Source organism: Geomonas anaerohicana, from assembly GCF_016458305.1.
GTDB lineage: Bacteria > Desulfobacterota > Desulfuromonadia > Geobacterales > Geobacteraceae > Geomonas > Geomonas anaerohicana.
In genome coordinates this window covers 62401-78091 of record NZ_JAEMHL010000008.1, presented here as the reverse complement: position 1 = coordinate 78091, position 15691 = coordinate 62401, and the positions used below count along the sequence as shown (strand labels likewise).

The 15691-nt window shown below is 59.1% G+C and carries 9 protein-coding genes; 8 read left to right on the top strand and 1 reads right to left on the bottom strand.

Translation table 11 applies throughout. From position 1 onward, the window contains the following. The first annotated feature begins 816 nt into the window (after nt 1-816). The 3 genes from JFN91_RS15050 (at nt 817) to JFN91_RS15040 (ending at nt 4650) form a co-directional block, all read left to right on the top strand. Nucleotides 817-1848 carry a hypothetical protein gene (locus JFN91_RS15050; RefSeq protein ID WP_199390009.1) on the top strand — a complete coding sequence of 344 codons (1032 nt, stop codon included), beginning with the start codon at nt 817-819 and terminating at the stop codon, nt 1846-1848. Then, entirely contained in the window at nt 1845-2873 is a 1029-nt protein-coding gene (locus JFN91_RS15045; RefSeq protein ID WP_236015191.1) for a 6-bladed beta-propeller, read from the top strand. Before JFN91_RS15050 ends, JFN91_RS15045 begins: the two co-directional genes overlap by 4 nt. A gap of 73 nt (nt 2874-2946) precedes the next feature. Continuing rightward, nucleotides 2947-4650, top strand: coding sequence for a cytochrome c3 family protein (locus tag JFN91_RS15040; RefSeq protein WP_199390008.1), 1704 nt, complete (start codon nt 2947-2949; stop codon nt 4648-4650). Between the two features lie 40 nt (nt 4651-4690). On the opposite strand, the gene JFN91_RS15035 is transcribed toward JFN91_RS15040, so the two are convergent. Then, nucleotides 4691-5071: a hypothetical protein gene (locus JFN91_RS15035; RefSeq protein ID WP_199390007.1), complete on the bottom strand. Its 381-nt coding sequence runs from the start codon at nt 5069-5071 to the stop codon at nt 4691-4693. Between the two features lie 530 nt (nt 5072-5601). Here JFN91_RS15035 and JFN91_RS15030 point away from each other — a divergent pair. The 5 genes from JFN91_RS15030 (at nt 5602) to JFN91_RS15010 (ending at nt 15414) form a co-directional block, all read left to right on the top strand. Next, complete coding sequence (locus tag JFN91_RS15030; RefSeq protein ID WP_199390006.1) at nt 5602-6069, top strand: cytochrome C; 468 nt, start codon at nt 5602-5604, stop codon at nt 6067-6069. A gap of 33 nt (nt 6070-6102) precedes the next feature. Continuing rightward, complete coding sequence (locus tag JFN91_RS15025) at nt 6103-9891, top strand: hypothetical protein (RefSeq protein WP_199390005.1); 3789 nt, start codon at nt 6103-6105, stop codon at nt 9889-9891. Nucleotides 9892-10144: 253 nt separating this feature from the next. Next, entirely contained in the window at nt 10145-13126 is a 2982-nt protein-coding gene (locus JFN91_RS15020) for a hypothetical protein (protein WP_199390004.1), read from the top strand. A 135-nt stretch (nt 13127-13261) separates the two neighbouring features. Continuing rightward, nucleotides 13262-14677, top strand: coding sequence for a sensor histidine kinase (locus JFN91_RS22395; protein ID WP_199390003.1), 1416 nt, complete (start codon nt 13262-13264; stop codon nt 14675-14677). 62 nt (nt 14678-14739) lie between these two features. Beyond that, entirely contained in the window at nt 14740-15414 is a 675-nt protein-coding gene (locus JFN91_RS15010) for a response regulator (protein ID WP_199390002.1), read from the top strand. The last annotated feature ends 277 nt before the right edge of the window (nt 15415-15691 follow it).

Here is a 15691-nt window from a genome sequence, read left to right as displayed (position 1 = left end):
ATTCGGGACTTTCACCATTCCGCTGGGGCCGGGTACAACTATAGCAATTCACAAAGTTCCTCGGAGAATGTAACCGACCAGAAGGCACAAGGATTTAGGGGCGATTATCACGCTGGTTTCGACTACTTCATCCTCAGCCCTCGGTTTTTGAAGGGGGAAGCTTCGCTGGGCCTTGAGTGGCTGCGGGATTCGCTGACGCAGGAGACGACCGAGAGTCGCTCCTCGCTCCAACTTACCTATGGCGTTTTCGGCCATATGCTGCCCCAGTCAGACCTTCCGTCAAGTTTTAGTGCATCTTCCACCAGTCAGACCGTTTCTCCTTCTTTTTCCCCATCCTACCAAACGGAAACGGATAGCTTCTCCGCTCACCTTGGCGTTCACAACGACGTCGTTCCATCCTCGGTGAGTTTTTCCCGCCAGTCGCAGGAAACCAGCGGACTCTTGATCAACACACGGCAGAACAGCCAAAGTCTTGCTTTCTTCGCGTCTCATAGTGCTCCGTACGGCAATCTGTCATTGTCGACGAGCCTCTCCAAAAGCGATTCGACGGTCATAGAGACTGGCGTGTCCAGTGAAAGCAGGACTGGTTCGGCTGTGGCTAACTACCAGGGAAACTGGGTTACCCCTGGTGGATTATCCCGCAACCTGTCGCTCAATGGCACCTTTCAACAGGCAGCAGGAAACACCTCCTTCGACACTACGAGCATGTCCGGCAATCTGGGGTGGCAACTTGGCAAGAACCTCACTGCAGATCTTACTGCAGTCTCCGGCGAAACCAGTTCCTCAGGAAAGTCAAGCCTGACGCGGGGGGGCAGTGTGCACCTGCAGCATAGGCTTCTCGGCAGCCTTACTACCGGACTCAGCGCCTCCACGGCTCGCAGCGATTTTTCTGACGGAAATAACGTCATCTACACTGCCGGTGCAAGTGTCGGCTACCGCAAGAAATTGCCGGAATCCAGCATCCTCAACGTGGGGTACTCCTATTTGAAGGGGCTGAGTGAACACAACGGTGAGGTCTCCCTCATTCCTGTCGTTAATGAGCAGCACCCGATTCCGCAGGATCTGTTGCGCCACATCCCCATCGGGCAGCCGACCTTCGAGCCGAGCACCGTGGTGGTAACGGGAGCGCAGTCGCTACTCACGTACCCCCCGTCGTATTACCGGTTTACCGGTGACGGCATTGACCTGGTCAATACGTATCCCGCGGACAGGGAGGTAGTGATTTCTTACAGTTACCGGCAGGACCCGAACATCTCCACCATCTCCACCTCGCAAGGCTTGTCGGCCTCCGTCGATCTCTTCGCCAACAGGTACCGGATCTACCTCGATGCCACCAAGTCGGACACCTCCGTGCAGAGCGGAACGGCTACAGCCTTGACCCTAACCGGGACGCGTCATTACGACCTTGGCGCCGTCGCAAAGCTCCAGCGGCATTCACTGAATGCTGAAGCCGGTTATGACAAGCACTTCACCAGCGATGCGACCTACCTGAGCTGTTCCTGGAGCTATGCCGCTCCCTACGCCAACGGCAACCTGTCGCTCTCTGTATCCGACAGATGGACCCAGCAGTCTGCCGGTACCGGCACGAGCCTCTGGGTAAATAGCCTCACTGCACAGACCGCCTACCAGCGCCAGTTCAAAAAGGTGCTGGGGAACTTCACGGCAAACTATGCCAACGTACTGCTCCCCGGGGGGGCTATGTCACACAGTTCCAGTGCAGGCGTGAACCTCGAGGCGAACTTCGGAAAACTGGCCGGCATACTCAGCTCCAACGTAAGCTTCCGTATGTCCGATGCCGGCTGGGCCGCATCGGAGAACGTCGGCATCTCGGTAAGGAGGTCCTTTTGAGCCCCTTCGCGCGTACTAGAAGGCTTATCCGTCGCTGCACGGCACTGTCGCTGCTGGTTGCCGGCAGTCTCCTGTCCCAAGGCTGCACCCACCAGGATCAGAAGATGGGGCGCGCTTGGCCGGTCCGCCCGAACCCTACCCGCATCGTCTGGGTCGGGGCCGCCCGATCACCACAGGAAGTAGGGATCGGCACCGGATTTTGGGGGACACTCTGGCGCAAAATCAGTGGTGACGAGCAGGAAGTGATAGGACGGCCGTATGGCGTCCACGCCGACTGCAGAAAACGGATACTGGTCGTCGACACCCTCAAGAAGGGTGTCCACCTTTTCGACCGCGAGGAGAAGCTCTACTACTTCATCGGCGCCGGTACTTTCAGCCATCCCATCGGAGTTACCGAGGACGACCACAACGTAGCCTATGTCACCGACTCCGCGTCCGGCACCGTCTTTCGTTTCAACCTTGGTGACCGCAACCCCGTTCCCTTCATCCAGGGGCTCCAGAGACCAACCGGCATTGTCTACAGCCCCTCCAACCAGTTGCTTTACGTTACCGACACCCTTGCCGCTCAGGTCGTGGCCTACAACCGGGAGGGCAAGGAGGTGTTCCGCTTCGGCAGACCGGGCAGCGGGCGGGGTGAGTTCAACCTCCCCACCGACCTCGCGGTCGATATCCAGGGGAGGATCTACGTGACCGACCCCCTCAACGCCCGAATCGAGATTTTTACTGCCAAAGGGGCTTATCTAAAGGAGTTCGGATCTGCGGGGGACACCCCCGGTTACTTCGGCAAGGCCAAGGGGGTGGCGGTGAACAGCGAGGGGCACATTTACGTCTGCGACGCCCAATACGACCGGGTCCAGGTGTTCAACTACGATGGGAAGCTTCTACTCACCTTCGGCTCTACCGGAAGCGGCATGGGCGAGTTCTGGATGCCTGCGGGGATAGCGATAGACAAGGATGACAACATCTATGTTGCGGACACCTTCAATAACCGCATCCAGTTGCTCGGCTATGTCTGGCTTGATTAATAAGCTATTGAGGAAATATATGGTCGTGAAAACAAACTTGTTGAAACATGTGATTTGGCTTTGGATGTCGGTCGTGACCCTGACCCCGGTGTTGGCACAGGCGACAGGGGAGGGGATAATCCACACGAGGCACAACCTTTCCGTGAGTGGCCCGGGACCGATCAAGGCTGAACAGGAGGTTCAAGTCTGCATCTTCTGTCATACCCCCCACCACGCGGGGGATGTAAAACCCCTTTGGAGCCGCCCCGAGGTAAGCACCGTCTACGAGACCTACAGCTCCTCGACCCGATTTGCCAAGCCGGGGCAGCCGACGGGGGCCTCACGGCTGTGCCTTTCCTGCCATGACGGCACCATCGCCGTCGGGGCTCTCATCAACAACGTTACCATCGCCATGGCAGGCGGATTCACCACCATCCCCGTTGACCGTCCTTCGAACCTTGGCGGGAGCGCCGGCCGTGACCTCACCAACGATCACCCCATATCCTTCAGGTACGACAGCGATCTCGTCAGCAAGAACAGGCAACTGCGTCTGCCGTCGCAAATCGAGTCGAAGCTGAAACTTGACTCGGGCCAGAACCTCCAGTGCACCACCTGCCACAACCCTCATTCCGATTCCTACGGCAAGTTCCTGGTGATGAGCAACACCCAGTCGGCGCTTTGCATCGGCTGCCATCTCGTCAACGGCTGGAGCGGCTCCATCCATGCCACCAACGTCTCAATGCTCGCAAAGGGGTGCGGCAACTGTCACGTGCCCCACAACGCGAAAATGGCGCAGAGGCTGATGAAGGGATACCCCGAGGAGCAGAACTGTCTTCCCTGCCACTCCGCAGCCGGCGGCGCCTCCGATATCCAGACGGTGCTCGGACAGGTGTACCGGCACCGGGTTGCGGATACCGTGGGGGTGCACGACACGGCAGAGTCTCCCCTGAACTTCCAGAAGCACGTCGAGTGCGAAGACTGCCATAACCCTCACGCGCTGAAGCAAATGGCTTCTGTGCCTCCCATGGCCGCCGGTTCGCTGCAGGGTGTGAAGGGGGTGGCTCTGACCGGGGAGGTTAAGGAGAAGGCCGACTACCAGTACGAGATCTGTTTCAAGTGCCACGCCGAGAAGGCCTTCGCCGGTACGTCGATTACGCGCCAGATAAACACGCAGAACACCCGCTTCGAGTTCTCCCTGGACAATCCTTCCTATCATCCGGTTGCCGGCCCCGGAAAAGCCATTACCGTCCCAAGCCTGCGTACCGATCTTGGCTGGAGCACTTCCAGCGTCATATACTGCTCCGACTGCCACGGCAGTGATCAGAGCAAGAAGGCGGGTGCCACCGGTCCCAACGGGCCCCACGGTTCCAGTTATAAGTACCTGCTCCTCGCCAATTACGATACCGACTTCTACCCGCGCCCCTACAGCGACGCGAACTACGCTCTCTGCTTTCGCTGCCATTACCAGAACAGGCTCTTTGACAGCACCTCGCCGTTCCAACTCCCCTCAACCGGAGTTTCACTGCACAGCGTGCATGTCGTGCAGCAGGGGGTGCCTTGCTTCGTTTGCCACGAACCCCACGGGGTCAGCAGTGTCAACGGCGCCACCGATCAGAACAACGCTCACCTGATCAACTTCGCCACCAACTTCGGGATTGTGGCAAGCTATGATGCTACGGCCATTCCTAAAAACTGCACCTCGAACTGCCATTCCAGCAATCCCAGGAGCTATGGTCCCGGTTCCTCCGCACCAAAGCTGGTGCCGGGCGTAAAAAAAACCGCGCTGCGACCCTTTTAAGGGCGCAGGCGCGGGGCTTTTTTAATCGTTTCTCGGCCTGCTACTGGATGACCACGCTGGTGTTTGCTCCCGAGTAATCATGCACCACGCCCTTGTCATCGAAGATTACTGTCAACCTCGTAATCGGTTGGGGGCCGCCTTGTGCAACGGCCTGCATCGGCGGCGTAGTCCAGTAGTTCCAGACTTGTGCCGGACCCGTAGTTACCCCGACCGCCCTTCTCTTGATCGAATTCGGCGTGCCGATCTTGGCGAGGATCTCCTTCTCCGTCGTCTTCCCCTTTACGATCACCTCTTTCGCATGCGCCGGCGAGAAGTCCCTCTCAGCCCTTACGGTTTCCTCTTTGGTGTTCGCGCTCTGCGCCGGAGCATGCGCACATCCCCCAACGAACAGTGCTGCCAATACCAGACACAACTTTTTCATCTGTGACTCCTCCTGTAGATTCGAAATACCGGTATTTGAATATGCAAGTATTCAGCCGAAAGCCGTTGGACGTAGTTATAGCTCCTTACACGTGCTGTGTCCGCCAACTTCGGCTGCTGCCCCTGTGTCTTTTCCCCCAGCTAGGCTATATGCCCCCGCTGCATGCCCCAAAGCTCTAACACCCCTAGTTGTGCCCTTGGGGTCTTTACCCCAGCGGGACTGGTGGGACACCCCAGAGCGACGGATGCCGCGGCAGTGATCGCAGCGTCCAGCAGTAAATCAGAATTGGCCCTATGATTCAAGCTGTTTGTAGCCTTACTGCAGGGCATGCTGTCACTTCCTCATGCTTCATTTTTAAAATAATTCTGCGTTCTGAATATATTGGTACTGCTATTGCTTTGTGTAAGGCGGCTCTCAAAAAGCAGCACCTGTAAGGCAGCATCCCGGCACCCCTGTTTCCCCCGAACAGGAAGGACGGGCGGTAGGAATGTGATGATTCATAATCCAAATGTCAAAAAAAGGAACCACTCATGAAGAGAACGAAAAAGAACAGTTCGCTTCTGACGGTTACAGCGGCAGTGGCCGGGGTCACCATGGGCGCCACCATCGCCATGGCGGCTCACCCGCCGATCCAGCTGTACACCTACGAAGAAGTGGCTCAGCAGATGGGCTTTCCGAAAGCCCCGGTCATGGTCGATAGGACGACCAAGCAGGGTATGCCCTACTCCCCGAAGCAGACCTGCTTCGGCGACCAGAACGGCGTAGCCTGCCACGGCACCACCCAGACCGGCGCCAGCGCCAAACTCAAAGTTGACTACGACGGCATCTCCAAGCATGCCTACCACGCCACCCTCGGCTACAACGAGTGGATGGACAACTCCAAGAACGGCCTGTTCGTCAGCACCGGTACCGATGACCTGGTACCTGCCGGCACCCAGACCGGCCTTGCTGCCAACAAGCCCTGGGTTCAGTCCCACGGGCACAACGGCAAGTGGTGACCGCCTTCTCTCCGCCAGGTGGCGGATTATCAGTTGGACGGTACCACCGGTAAGCACATCAACTATTTGAAAGCTGGCGCCAACGCCTTCACCAACTTCCTGAAGGGTGGTGAAAACTACCCCAAAGTCGACCTGTCCCTGTGGGATCAGGCCACCATGTGCGCCACCTGCCACGTGGGCGGGGTCTTCTACGAGCAGGATAGGGAGGGCAATCGTCTCCCCGCCAAGACCATGGATGACTGGGGTCCGGCCCTTGCTAACCAAAGCAACCCCCCGAAAAGCCTGAACCCCATCACGGCCACCGTGTGGGAAAACTACGACGCCACTACCGGCCAGGACAAGTCCTTCGTCGCCATGTCTCCCTGGGTCTACCCGGTCTACATGGGACGCGGCGGTGCCCCCGACCCGAAACTCCCGAACGGCGGCCCGATGGTCGTCCCCAACGGCTTGCAGCTCCCCGCGGGCGTCGAGTCGATCCAGATGCCCGACAACAACGGTGGCGCCCCCTATACCGTGGTGGCCGGCCAGCTCATGATGCCGAACGTGAAGGAGATGGACTGCCTCTTCTGCCACCTCAAAGGCTACGATAACGTGATGGCTTCCGTCATGGTTCAGGCGGGCTCCCTTTCCGCCACCCCTACCACTGGCGCCGGTCTTTTTGACATGTTCTCGCTCTCTCCGACCTTCATGGGTTACGATCCGATGAACGGCAAGACCGCCTTCTACCGGATCGGTAAAGAGAATCTTCCGCCTGCCTTTGTAAGCTACTCCTCGCACGAGGCCGTCTTCCTGACCGCGAAGGTCACCGACAACATCAAAGGCAAGCCCGACTCTGACAACTGCCACCAGTGCCACGCCACCAAGACCCTCAAGAACTTCCCCGAGATGTTCGGCGTCACCGGCGGCAGCACCGGCTTCCTCTCCTCCGCTCCGATGGTCTACGACCCCAATTTCGGTGTAGGGCCGCTGGGTAAGAGGATGGTCAACTACGACATCAACGCCCCGTTCCTGCGGTCCGGCACGTCAGACGTTATCGACGGCAGCAACTACATGAACAACATGATGTCGGGGCTTAGCTACCTCGCGGCTAACGGGCCGACGCCGTTCAACCTCACCAAACTGGGCAATGGCATCGGCGGTGGCAATGAGGCCATGAGCGGTCCGCTGTACTACTACCCGATGGTGCCGCAGGATCCTACGCATCCCAAAAATGTGGACCAGAACACCCTGAAGAAGTCCACCATGCCGTTCCCGCGCGCAGAGTGGTTCAAGCGTGGCGACGCATGGCAGACCGGCAAGGATGTCCACGCCAGCTTCGGTTGTGCTGGTTGCCACTTCACCGGCAACTCGACCGACAAGAACATGTGCGACCCGGCACGTGGCTTCGACGCTGCCTCCACCATCCAGGACGGCCTGCCGGCCTTCAAGGAGCGCGCACCGGTTGCCGACAAGGATCTCAACGGCAACAGCCTGTCCATGGCACAGACCATCAAGAACCACGACACCCGCAACACCGTCAAGCGCTGCGAGTTCTGCCACCTCACCGGCACTGACTACAAGGGCAATGCCATCGATACCTTTGGTGCGCCTAACCCGACCTCCAAGCACACCAGCGCCGGCCTCCTTGCCAACGTGACCCAGATCGTTGACAAGATGGCTCTGCACGGCGACTTCGGCGGTAAAGGCGTACCCAGGGCGTCCAACTTCACCACCAACGATACCGAGACCAAGGTCAACGGCGTTGTCACCGCCACCAACCCGGGCGGCACCATCCTCGGCCGCGGCAACCACCTCGACGTCATGGACTGCACCGTCTGCCACGTGATGAAGGAAACCATGGCTGTCCGTTCGCTGGATGCCTCCTCCGGTATGCGCTTCCCGGCCATCGTGGGCACCGACCCGTCCAAGGGTATGCTCGGCCTCTTCGAGGATCCGTCCGGCATGCGTGCGGTCATGACCCCCGAGGAGCAGACAGCGAACCAGATCCCAGGTGGCGACCTCAAACAGTGGGAGCCGGTTGTCATGTGGCAGCCTTACGGCAACATGGAGCTGCCGCTTTCCACCGCCAACACTCCGAACACCGACCTGAAGTTCCGCCGCAAGCTGTACCTGACCAACCCGATCACCGCCGTCCTTTGGAACAACGAGGGGACGGGCGTAGACGCCAACGGCGACGGCGTTCCGGGCGGCCTGCTGATCGGCGACCTGAACAAGGCCGGCGATCACCACATCGATGCAGACGGCAAGGACATCACCAAGCCCTCTCTCAGAGGCTACCGCGACATCTTCACCGGTGACGTTCCCGACGCCAACAACACCTCCGGCTTCGAAAAGCCGATCTTCGACCCGTGGGCGATGCGCGACCTGAAGTCCGGCTTCAACTTCGGACCGGCTCCGCTCTCCGTCATCTCTGTCGGCTTCGGCGGCTTCGGCACTCCCGCAGGCAAGACCGACACCAGCGGCGGCCTCTACGCGAGCCTGTACGACCAGAACGGCATGTTCGCCAACGACAAGTGGAAGTACGCCTCCGTCTGGAGCGGCGCGGTCGTCTTCACCGAGCCGGATCAGATTCGTGAGTACAAGAAGTACCGTACCTCCATCAGCAGTGCTACCGACGGCAAGTCCTGGGATGACACTACCCTCACCCTGATCGGCGCACCGTTCATGGTGACCCACGGCATACAGCCGACGGCAACCTATGCCAAGGGTAAAAATGGCTGCACCGACTGCCACGCTGCTAACAAAGGCTTCTTCAAAGGCAGCTTCGACATGATTGGTCCGTCCATTCCTGCTACTATCAGCTACAACACCGGTACCTACCCGGAGATCGACCGGTACGGCAACATCGTCCTCGATGCCCAAGGCGAACCTAAGCGTGGTCCTGCAGTCGGGATGAACATGCCCCCGAACATGATGGCGCGTCCGCTTGAGCCGGTCCGCATCAAAGCATTCAAGGGCGACCTGACTGGCTACTTCGAGGGCTACAACAAGCTCGGTCAGCCGCGCGAGATCAACTTCGTGCATGATGTCACCATCCAGGAGACCGACGGACCGAAGGACTACAGCTACGCCTCCACCATCGATCGCGCGGATATCATCTACCCTGCAGAAGACGGCGCGATCTACTACAAGATCGGCGACATCAGCGCTGACGGCGTGCCGAGCGGTTCGCCGGTCAACGGCGCCGCGTACGCCACTTACCTCGAGGATTCCACTAAGTTCACCGCCGCCGGCTTCGGCATCGGTGTGGATCCGAAAGCCACCATCAACCTGCCGCTGGTCGACGACAGCGCTACCCAAAGTGGCGTGCAGTGGGCGACCGGCAGCTTCCACAGTGTCTCCGCTGCGTACGCACAGCCGAACGCCACAACCAACCCGACCGGCGACGCGGGCACCGTGACCTACACCTGGAGCACCAACGACAACGCTGAGATCACCAACGCCAACTCCAGGGACGGCGCTCAGATCAAGTTCACCACCACCGGCAGCAAGGTGATCAAGCTGACCGTCACCGACGAGGAAGGGAAGTCCAGCAGCACCTTCGTCTCCCTGACGGCCATTGCACCGCCGATGACCATCGGCTGGGCGAAACCGACCGCCACCTTCTCTAACCTCCCGGCCGGGACTTACACCGTTAATATCTCTTGGGGTGATGGGACTTCGACGTTGGTCAAGAACGCGAACACGATCATCGCTAACAACACGCTGACCCAAAACCACACCTACACATCCACTACGAGCAAGATCGTTAAGATCTACTGCTACAGCTCCACTGGTAGCTCGCTCGGCTACACGCAGGCAACCATCAATCCGGCTCTTTAAGATTGATGATGCCTGAGATTTAATCTGCAGTTGCCCGGAGGAGAAATCCTCCGGGCTTTTTTCAATGAAGGCATGAAATGATGCAGGGAAAACGGTACCAGAGATCACTTACGCAGCACCACGGATAACCACAGGAGGAGGTATGAAGATTCACCTGAGATTTTTCGCTGCACTCATTTCAATGTCTGTCCTGCTCGGAGCACCCTGTGCAGAGGCGGCCCACCCTAAGCCCGGTGAAATCGGGACGCGCGGCATGCAATTCAACCCGGCGATGATCGGCATTCCGCTGCTGGACTACTTCAACGCTGCCCCCATCAAACCGACAGGTGCTGCCGTCTCGGGTCGCTACCTCGGCCTTCCCCCCTTCAGCATCAAGGCCAGTTGCTACCTGTGCCATTATGACATCGTTATGAACGAGAATAGGAACCGTCACGCGACGATGTCCTTCAACAAGCTCCCCTTGTCCCAATACGGGTACGGTTACGATAAAGAGCGGCCCTGGGTGTCCGGTCCCGGAAAGTTCGGCAGTTGGTCTCCTGTCTACAACCGCCAGTTGGCCAACATGAAGGCCACGTACCCGTCCCAAGATGACCTTCTTAAGAAGCTCGACATGGGTGCCTTCGAGTTCACCACCGAGTGCGGCGTGTGCCATGTCGGCGGCGGCCCGGGGACCTCCAACCCCTACAGCTTCACCTTCCCTTGGCGCGTGAGCACCTACAAGCCCCTTACGAATACAGTGGGCGACGGCGGACCCGGGGGAGTACACAGCAATCTGGATAACGAGCAGCGTAACCAGTCCATCCTGTACGACTACCTCTTCCCGCTGCCGCTCACAAGCCCCTACTATCCTCGTCGCGTGCCGCTCAATCCCTGGGACTTCTTCGTGAATTCTGCGGGTATGGTGAAGACGGTGGATTGGGCGATGTGGGGGATGAATGGCACGCTACAGATGGACTGCCTCATGTGTCACCTCGACGGGTACGATCACCTGGCTCGCAACGAAGAGATCGTCCGCTACAATCGCCTCTACAACGCCGGCACGCTCGGGTCAGGGCTTGCGGTACTTAGTTCCGCAGAGGGCGACACCTTTACTTTGGACTATGACGCTTCCAAGGTGAAACTCGGCAGCGACGGGATCCTCTATCTTGATTTTTCCTTCACCGACCGCATCACCAGGTATCCGAAAGCGGAGAACTGCGTGCATTGCCACATGCCGACCGTGGTCAAGGGAGAGACACCCGACTGGAAAAAATCCTTCTACTCCTACGATGCCGTACCGTCTGACGACCCCGCCAACCCAGCGAACGTGAAGCCCGCTCGGTATCTGAGCGATCTGGTCAAACGCGGAGATATCTGGAACAACCAGGAACTGCACCAGGGCTTCCAGTGCTCCGGATGCCACACCTCGACCGGCAAATACCAGGCCTGGGACCCCTCCCGTGCTGACTACCAGCACAGCCCTGGCAAGGGGTACGATCCCATGAGTGGTACGGCTGATGACTTCGGCGGAACCGTCAAGTTCTGCTATGACTGCCATGTCACCGGCGGGGATCTGAACGGTGATGGCATACAGGAGATGGATAGCTTCGGGGCGCCCCAAGCCGATGCCGCCCATATTGCCACGGGGCTCATGCTGAACATCGTTCCCGGCGCTCGACGCCTCGATGCAACCGGGGCCGAGGCGACTTTCACGGGAAACCACCTGGACGTCATCTCCTGCACCGCTTGCCATATCCAGAAGCGCTACGCCGCGGCGCGCTCCATCGATTACAGTACCGGCGCCCAGTTCTTCAACTTCGTTGGCAATCCCCTGGATCAGCGCGACGGCCCGGAGAGGGTCGATCTCCTCTACAGCTGGAAGGAGACGACACCGCAGAAGACTCTTGCGGACGGCAAGCCCAACCCCGCGTGGCGCCGGCTCATTTACCCGTTCAACTACGTTACCGGCATCTACTGGAACAACATCGGCTCAAAGGACGCCAACGGGGACGGCTTCACTACCGGGATGAGCAACAACGGCAAGATCGTCTCAGGCGATCCCTTCTTCCAGAGGAACGTCAAGGAACGCTTCACCTTCGGGGTCAATGCCGAGAACAATCCCATCCCCGTCGCGCTCACTGGGACGACGGCGTTCGATTCCCAGTCAGTGAAGAATCTGGATGGTGGTGTCATGTTCACACGCCCTGCGGAAATAGCGGCCTACAAGGCCAAGGTGACCCTGGCTGATCCTGGTTTCGTGCCGCAGCTCGTTCTGGAATCCGAACCGTATCTGGTGATGCACAACGTGCAGCCGACGATATCGTTTGTCTTGGGCGGGCGCAAAAAGGATAGCAGCGGCAACACGGTTTACGGCTGTTCCGACTGCCACGGCGCTTCCGGAGGGCTTTTCAACGGGAACGTCAACATGATCGGCAAAGGGAAGGGAGCAGACGGAAGCGTAGCCCCCGTCTCCATCTCCTTCACCAATGCCTCCGACGTCGTCACCAAAGGGACGTTCTGGGACAAAAACGGTACCAAGCGCAGCCTTTCCTTCTCCGATACCAGCGCCGTTCCGAAGAAAACCAGGGAACCGGGCCGCTGGGAGTTCCTGGGGTATGACTCGGCACGCGTAGCTGCCTTGAATGTTCCCCAGGATCCCGCCAATTACGGCATGGGGGTGGATCCAAAAGCGTACATCAATCCCATATCGGATGTAGACCCCATCCAAACCGGCACGCAAGTTTCCATCGGTGTGCCGGTAGCGCTCTCGTGCCCACCGGGGCAGTACCGTGACGCCAATGGAAATGGCAAGTACGATGTGGGGGAGGCTCTGCTAGGGCAGGTGAGCTATGCCTGGAGCAGTTCCGATACGGCGGCTTACATCACGAATGCCACAACCCAGAACGCCACTATAACCTTCACCACGTTGGGCACCAAGGCCATCTACCTCTCGGTAAAGGACGAGGAGGGGAAAAGTTCTTCCACCTTTTTGACCGTTACGGCCGTTATGCCCCCGCTAAACATCGCCTGGGACAGCGGCACAAAGACTGCAACGTTCAGCAATCTTCCCAGCGAGACCGCGATCGTCCAGATTGCATGGGGCGACGGGCTCAGTAACTTGTTGACCAGTGGCGTACATGACCCGCTGAAGGTTACCCACAGCTATAGTTCGACCTCTGCAAAGACCATAAAGATCTACTGTTACAGCTCAACAGGAAAGTCACTGGGCTTCATGCAGAAGACCATCACCCCCTGATACTGCCATTAGTGAACGGCCCGGAAGAACAGCTCCGGGCCTTTTCACACATTGCGAAACTTTGATGTTGATCGTTAAAGCACGATGGGATAATCTACGGCTGCCGGCTTTCATGAGGAATAAAGGGGATAGACGGTGAAAACGGACCTCTTCGCAAGCATAGTGGGAAATCTTTCCGACGGCATCTACGTCATCCAGCATGGCAAGGCCGTCTTTTTGAATCAGCGCTTCGGAGAGATCTTCGGCCACCGGGACCACGAGAGCCTGATCGGTTGCGACATGTTTGCCGAGGTCTACCCTGACTGGCAGAGCGTGGACCTGTTCCGCAAGGTGCACGAGCAGCTTTTGTCCGGCAACTACGACAAGATCTCCTGGGGGCAGCCCTCCGCCAAAGTGGACGGCACGCCCTTCTGGATCGAGGTGGAGGCCAGGCTCATCGAGGTACAGGGGGAGCCCGCCGTCTTTGGCACCTTCCTGGACCGCACCGACTGCAAGCTGATCGGAGAGGCGATGCACGCCTCGCAGGAGACGCTGCGCCTTTTGCTGGACGCCATGGAAGACCGGGTCTACGTGGTCACCGACGACTACCGTCTGGTGTACGCCAACCGGAAGATGAAGGCGGCGCTGCGCGGCGAGATGGAAAAGGAGTACTGCTACAAACTCTGCCGCGGCCTGGAGTCACCGTGCGAGGACTGCTCCACCGACCACGTTTTCATCTCTGACCGTCCCATGCAGAAGGAGTATTTCAACCAGCTCGCACAATGCTGGTACTCGGTCATAGAACTCCCGGTCCGGATGCCGGGGATCGACCGCCCCACCAAGCTCGCCGTCGCCCGTGACATCACGGAGCGCAGGGAGGCCGAAGAAAAGATCCGGGCCCTGTCGCACCGGCTCATCAACGTCCAGGAGGACGAAAGAAAGCACCTGTCCCGGGAGTTGCACGACGACCTCGGACAGCGCCTCAACGCCGCAAAAATCGCGGTGGATCTCCTGGCCCAGGACCTGGCGCAAGCGCCGGGTGACGTTGCCGCCCGCCTGGGGCAGCTCTCCCAGATGCTCAAGGGAGGGGTGGAGAGCGTGCGTCACCTGAGCGCGGGATTGCGCCCGGCTTCGCTGGAGCGGCTCGGACTGGTCGAGGCGGTTCGCAACGACTGTGACCAGCTTGCCGCGCGCCAGGGCCTGAAAGTGGAGTTCACGCACCACGGCATGGAAGGCGTGCGGCTTTCCCAGGATGCAGAGATCAACCTGTACCGGGTGGTGCAGGAGGCGCTCAACAACGTGGTGAAACACGCCGGCGCCACCGAGGTGGGGATCCAACTGGTGGCCTCGTACCCCATCGTCAGGATGCGCATCAGGGATAACGGCACGGGCTTCGACCCCGGTTTGTGCAAAGGGAAGCGCTGCGGAGGCCTTGGACTTGTGGGTATGGCGGAGCGGGTGGAGCTTCTGCACGGCTCCTTCAAGATCCACTCCAACCCGGGCATGGGGACGCGCCTCACCGTGGAGATACCGATCGCCGAAGAGGCGGACCCGGAGCAGGCCAGAAGATAACGACCGGGGGGGCGCATGCGGCCCGCAGCGCGGTCTGATTTGCAATGCAATGAGGAGGGGAGATGGCAGCAAAGAGCCGTGTCATCATCGTGGATGATCATCCATTGTTTCGCGACGGGCTGAAGAGCCTGATCGCCAGAAGTACCAAGTACGAGACGGTCGGCGAGGCGGGGAGCGGCGAAGAGGCGCTGCGCCTGGCCCAGGAGCTCACCCCTGACCTGATGACCATGGACGTCTCGCTTCCGGACATGAGCGGCATCGAGGCGACCAAAATGATCATCCAGGCGGTTCCTTCGATCAAGGTCCTGATGCTCAGCATGTACCAGAACCTCGAGTACGCCACCGACTCCTTCAAGGCCGGCGCACGCGGCTACATCGTCAAGGAGGCCACCAGCGACCGGCTCATCGAGGCGATGGATGCGCTCTCCCAGGGGGAACATTTTCTGGATGGTCAGCTCTCCGGAGACATGGTGATCAGGCACCTGTCCGGCCAGGGCAAGGAAGGGGCTGTGCAGGATTCCCGTTACGCTCTCCTCTCCGCCCGCGAGCAGCAGGTGATGCGCCTGGTGGCTGAGGGCGGCTCTTCCCGCAGCATCGCCGAAGAGCTCCAGGTGAGCGCCAAGACCGTCGAAAACCACCGCACCAACCTCATGAAGAAGCTGGACGTGCACAGCCGCATCGAGCTGGTGCGCTATGCTGCACGGCTTGGACTCATCGATCTGGAGCAGTGGAAGTAACACCAACTACAAACTAGGGCAAATACCCCACTGTAGAATTTGGATGTGGGGTGTTTGCCCCAGCATGGCCGCCCTGGAAATCCCCCCTGTTGTCCCCCCGAGAATCATACCTCTTCTCAAATTGCTGAAATGACTCACTTCTATACATAAAGATAACTCCCCAGTGCATTAGGTACGTTTCCTGCTATGCCAACGCCAAGGTTCGGCTCTCTACCGTTCCTGCGGAAGTCACGCTCCGCACCCCGGTTCCCCCACCGGGGAACCTTGCGTGCTTGCT

Excerpts from the sequence above, each read along its gene's own strand:
- JFN91_RS15030 (WP_199390006.1), top strand. The coding sequence starts at position 5,602 with ATGAAGAGAACGAAAAAGAACAGTTCGCTTCTGACGGTTACAGCGGCA.
- JFN91_RS15010 (WP_199390002.1), top strand. The coding sequence starts at position 14,740 with ATGGCAGCAAAGAGCCGTGTCATCATCGTGGATGATCATCCATTGTTT.
- JFN91_RS15020 (WP_199390004.1), top strand. The coding sequence starts at position 10,145 with ATGCAATTCAACCCGGCGATGATCGGCATTCCGCTGCTGGACTACTTC.
- JFN91_RS15035 (WP_199390007.1), bottom strand. The coding sequence starts at position 5,071 with ATGAAAAAGTTGTGTCTGGTATTGGCAGCACTGTTCGTTGGGGGATGT.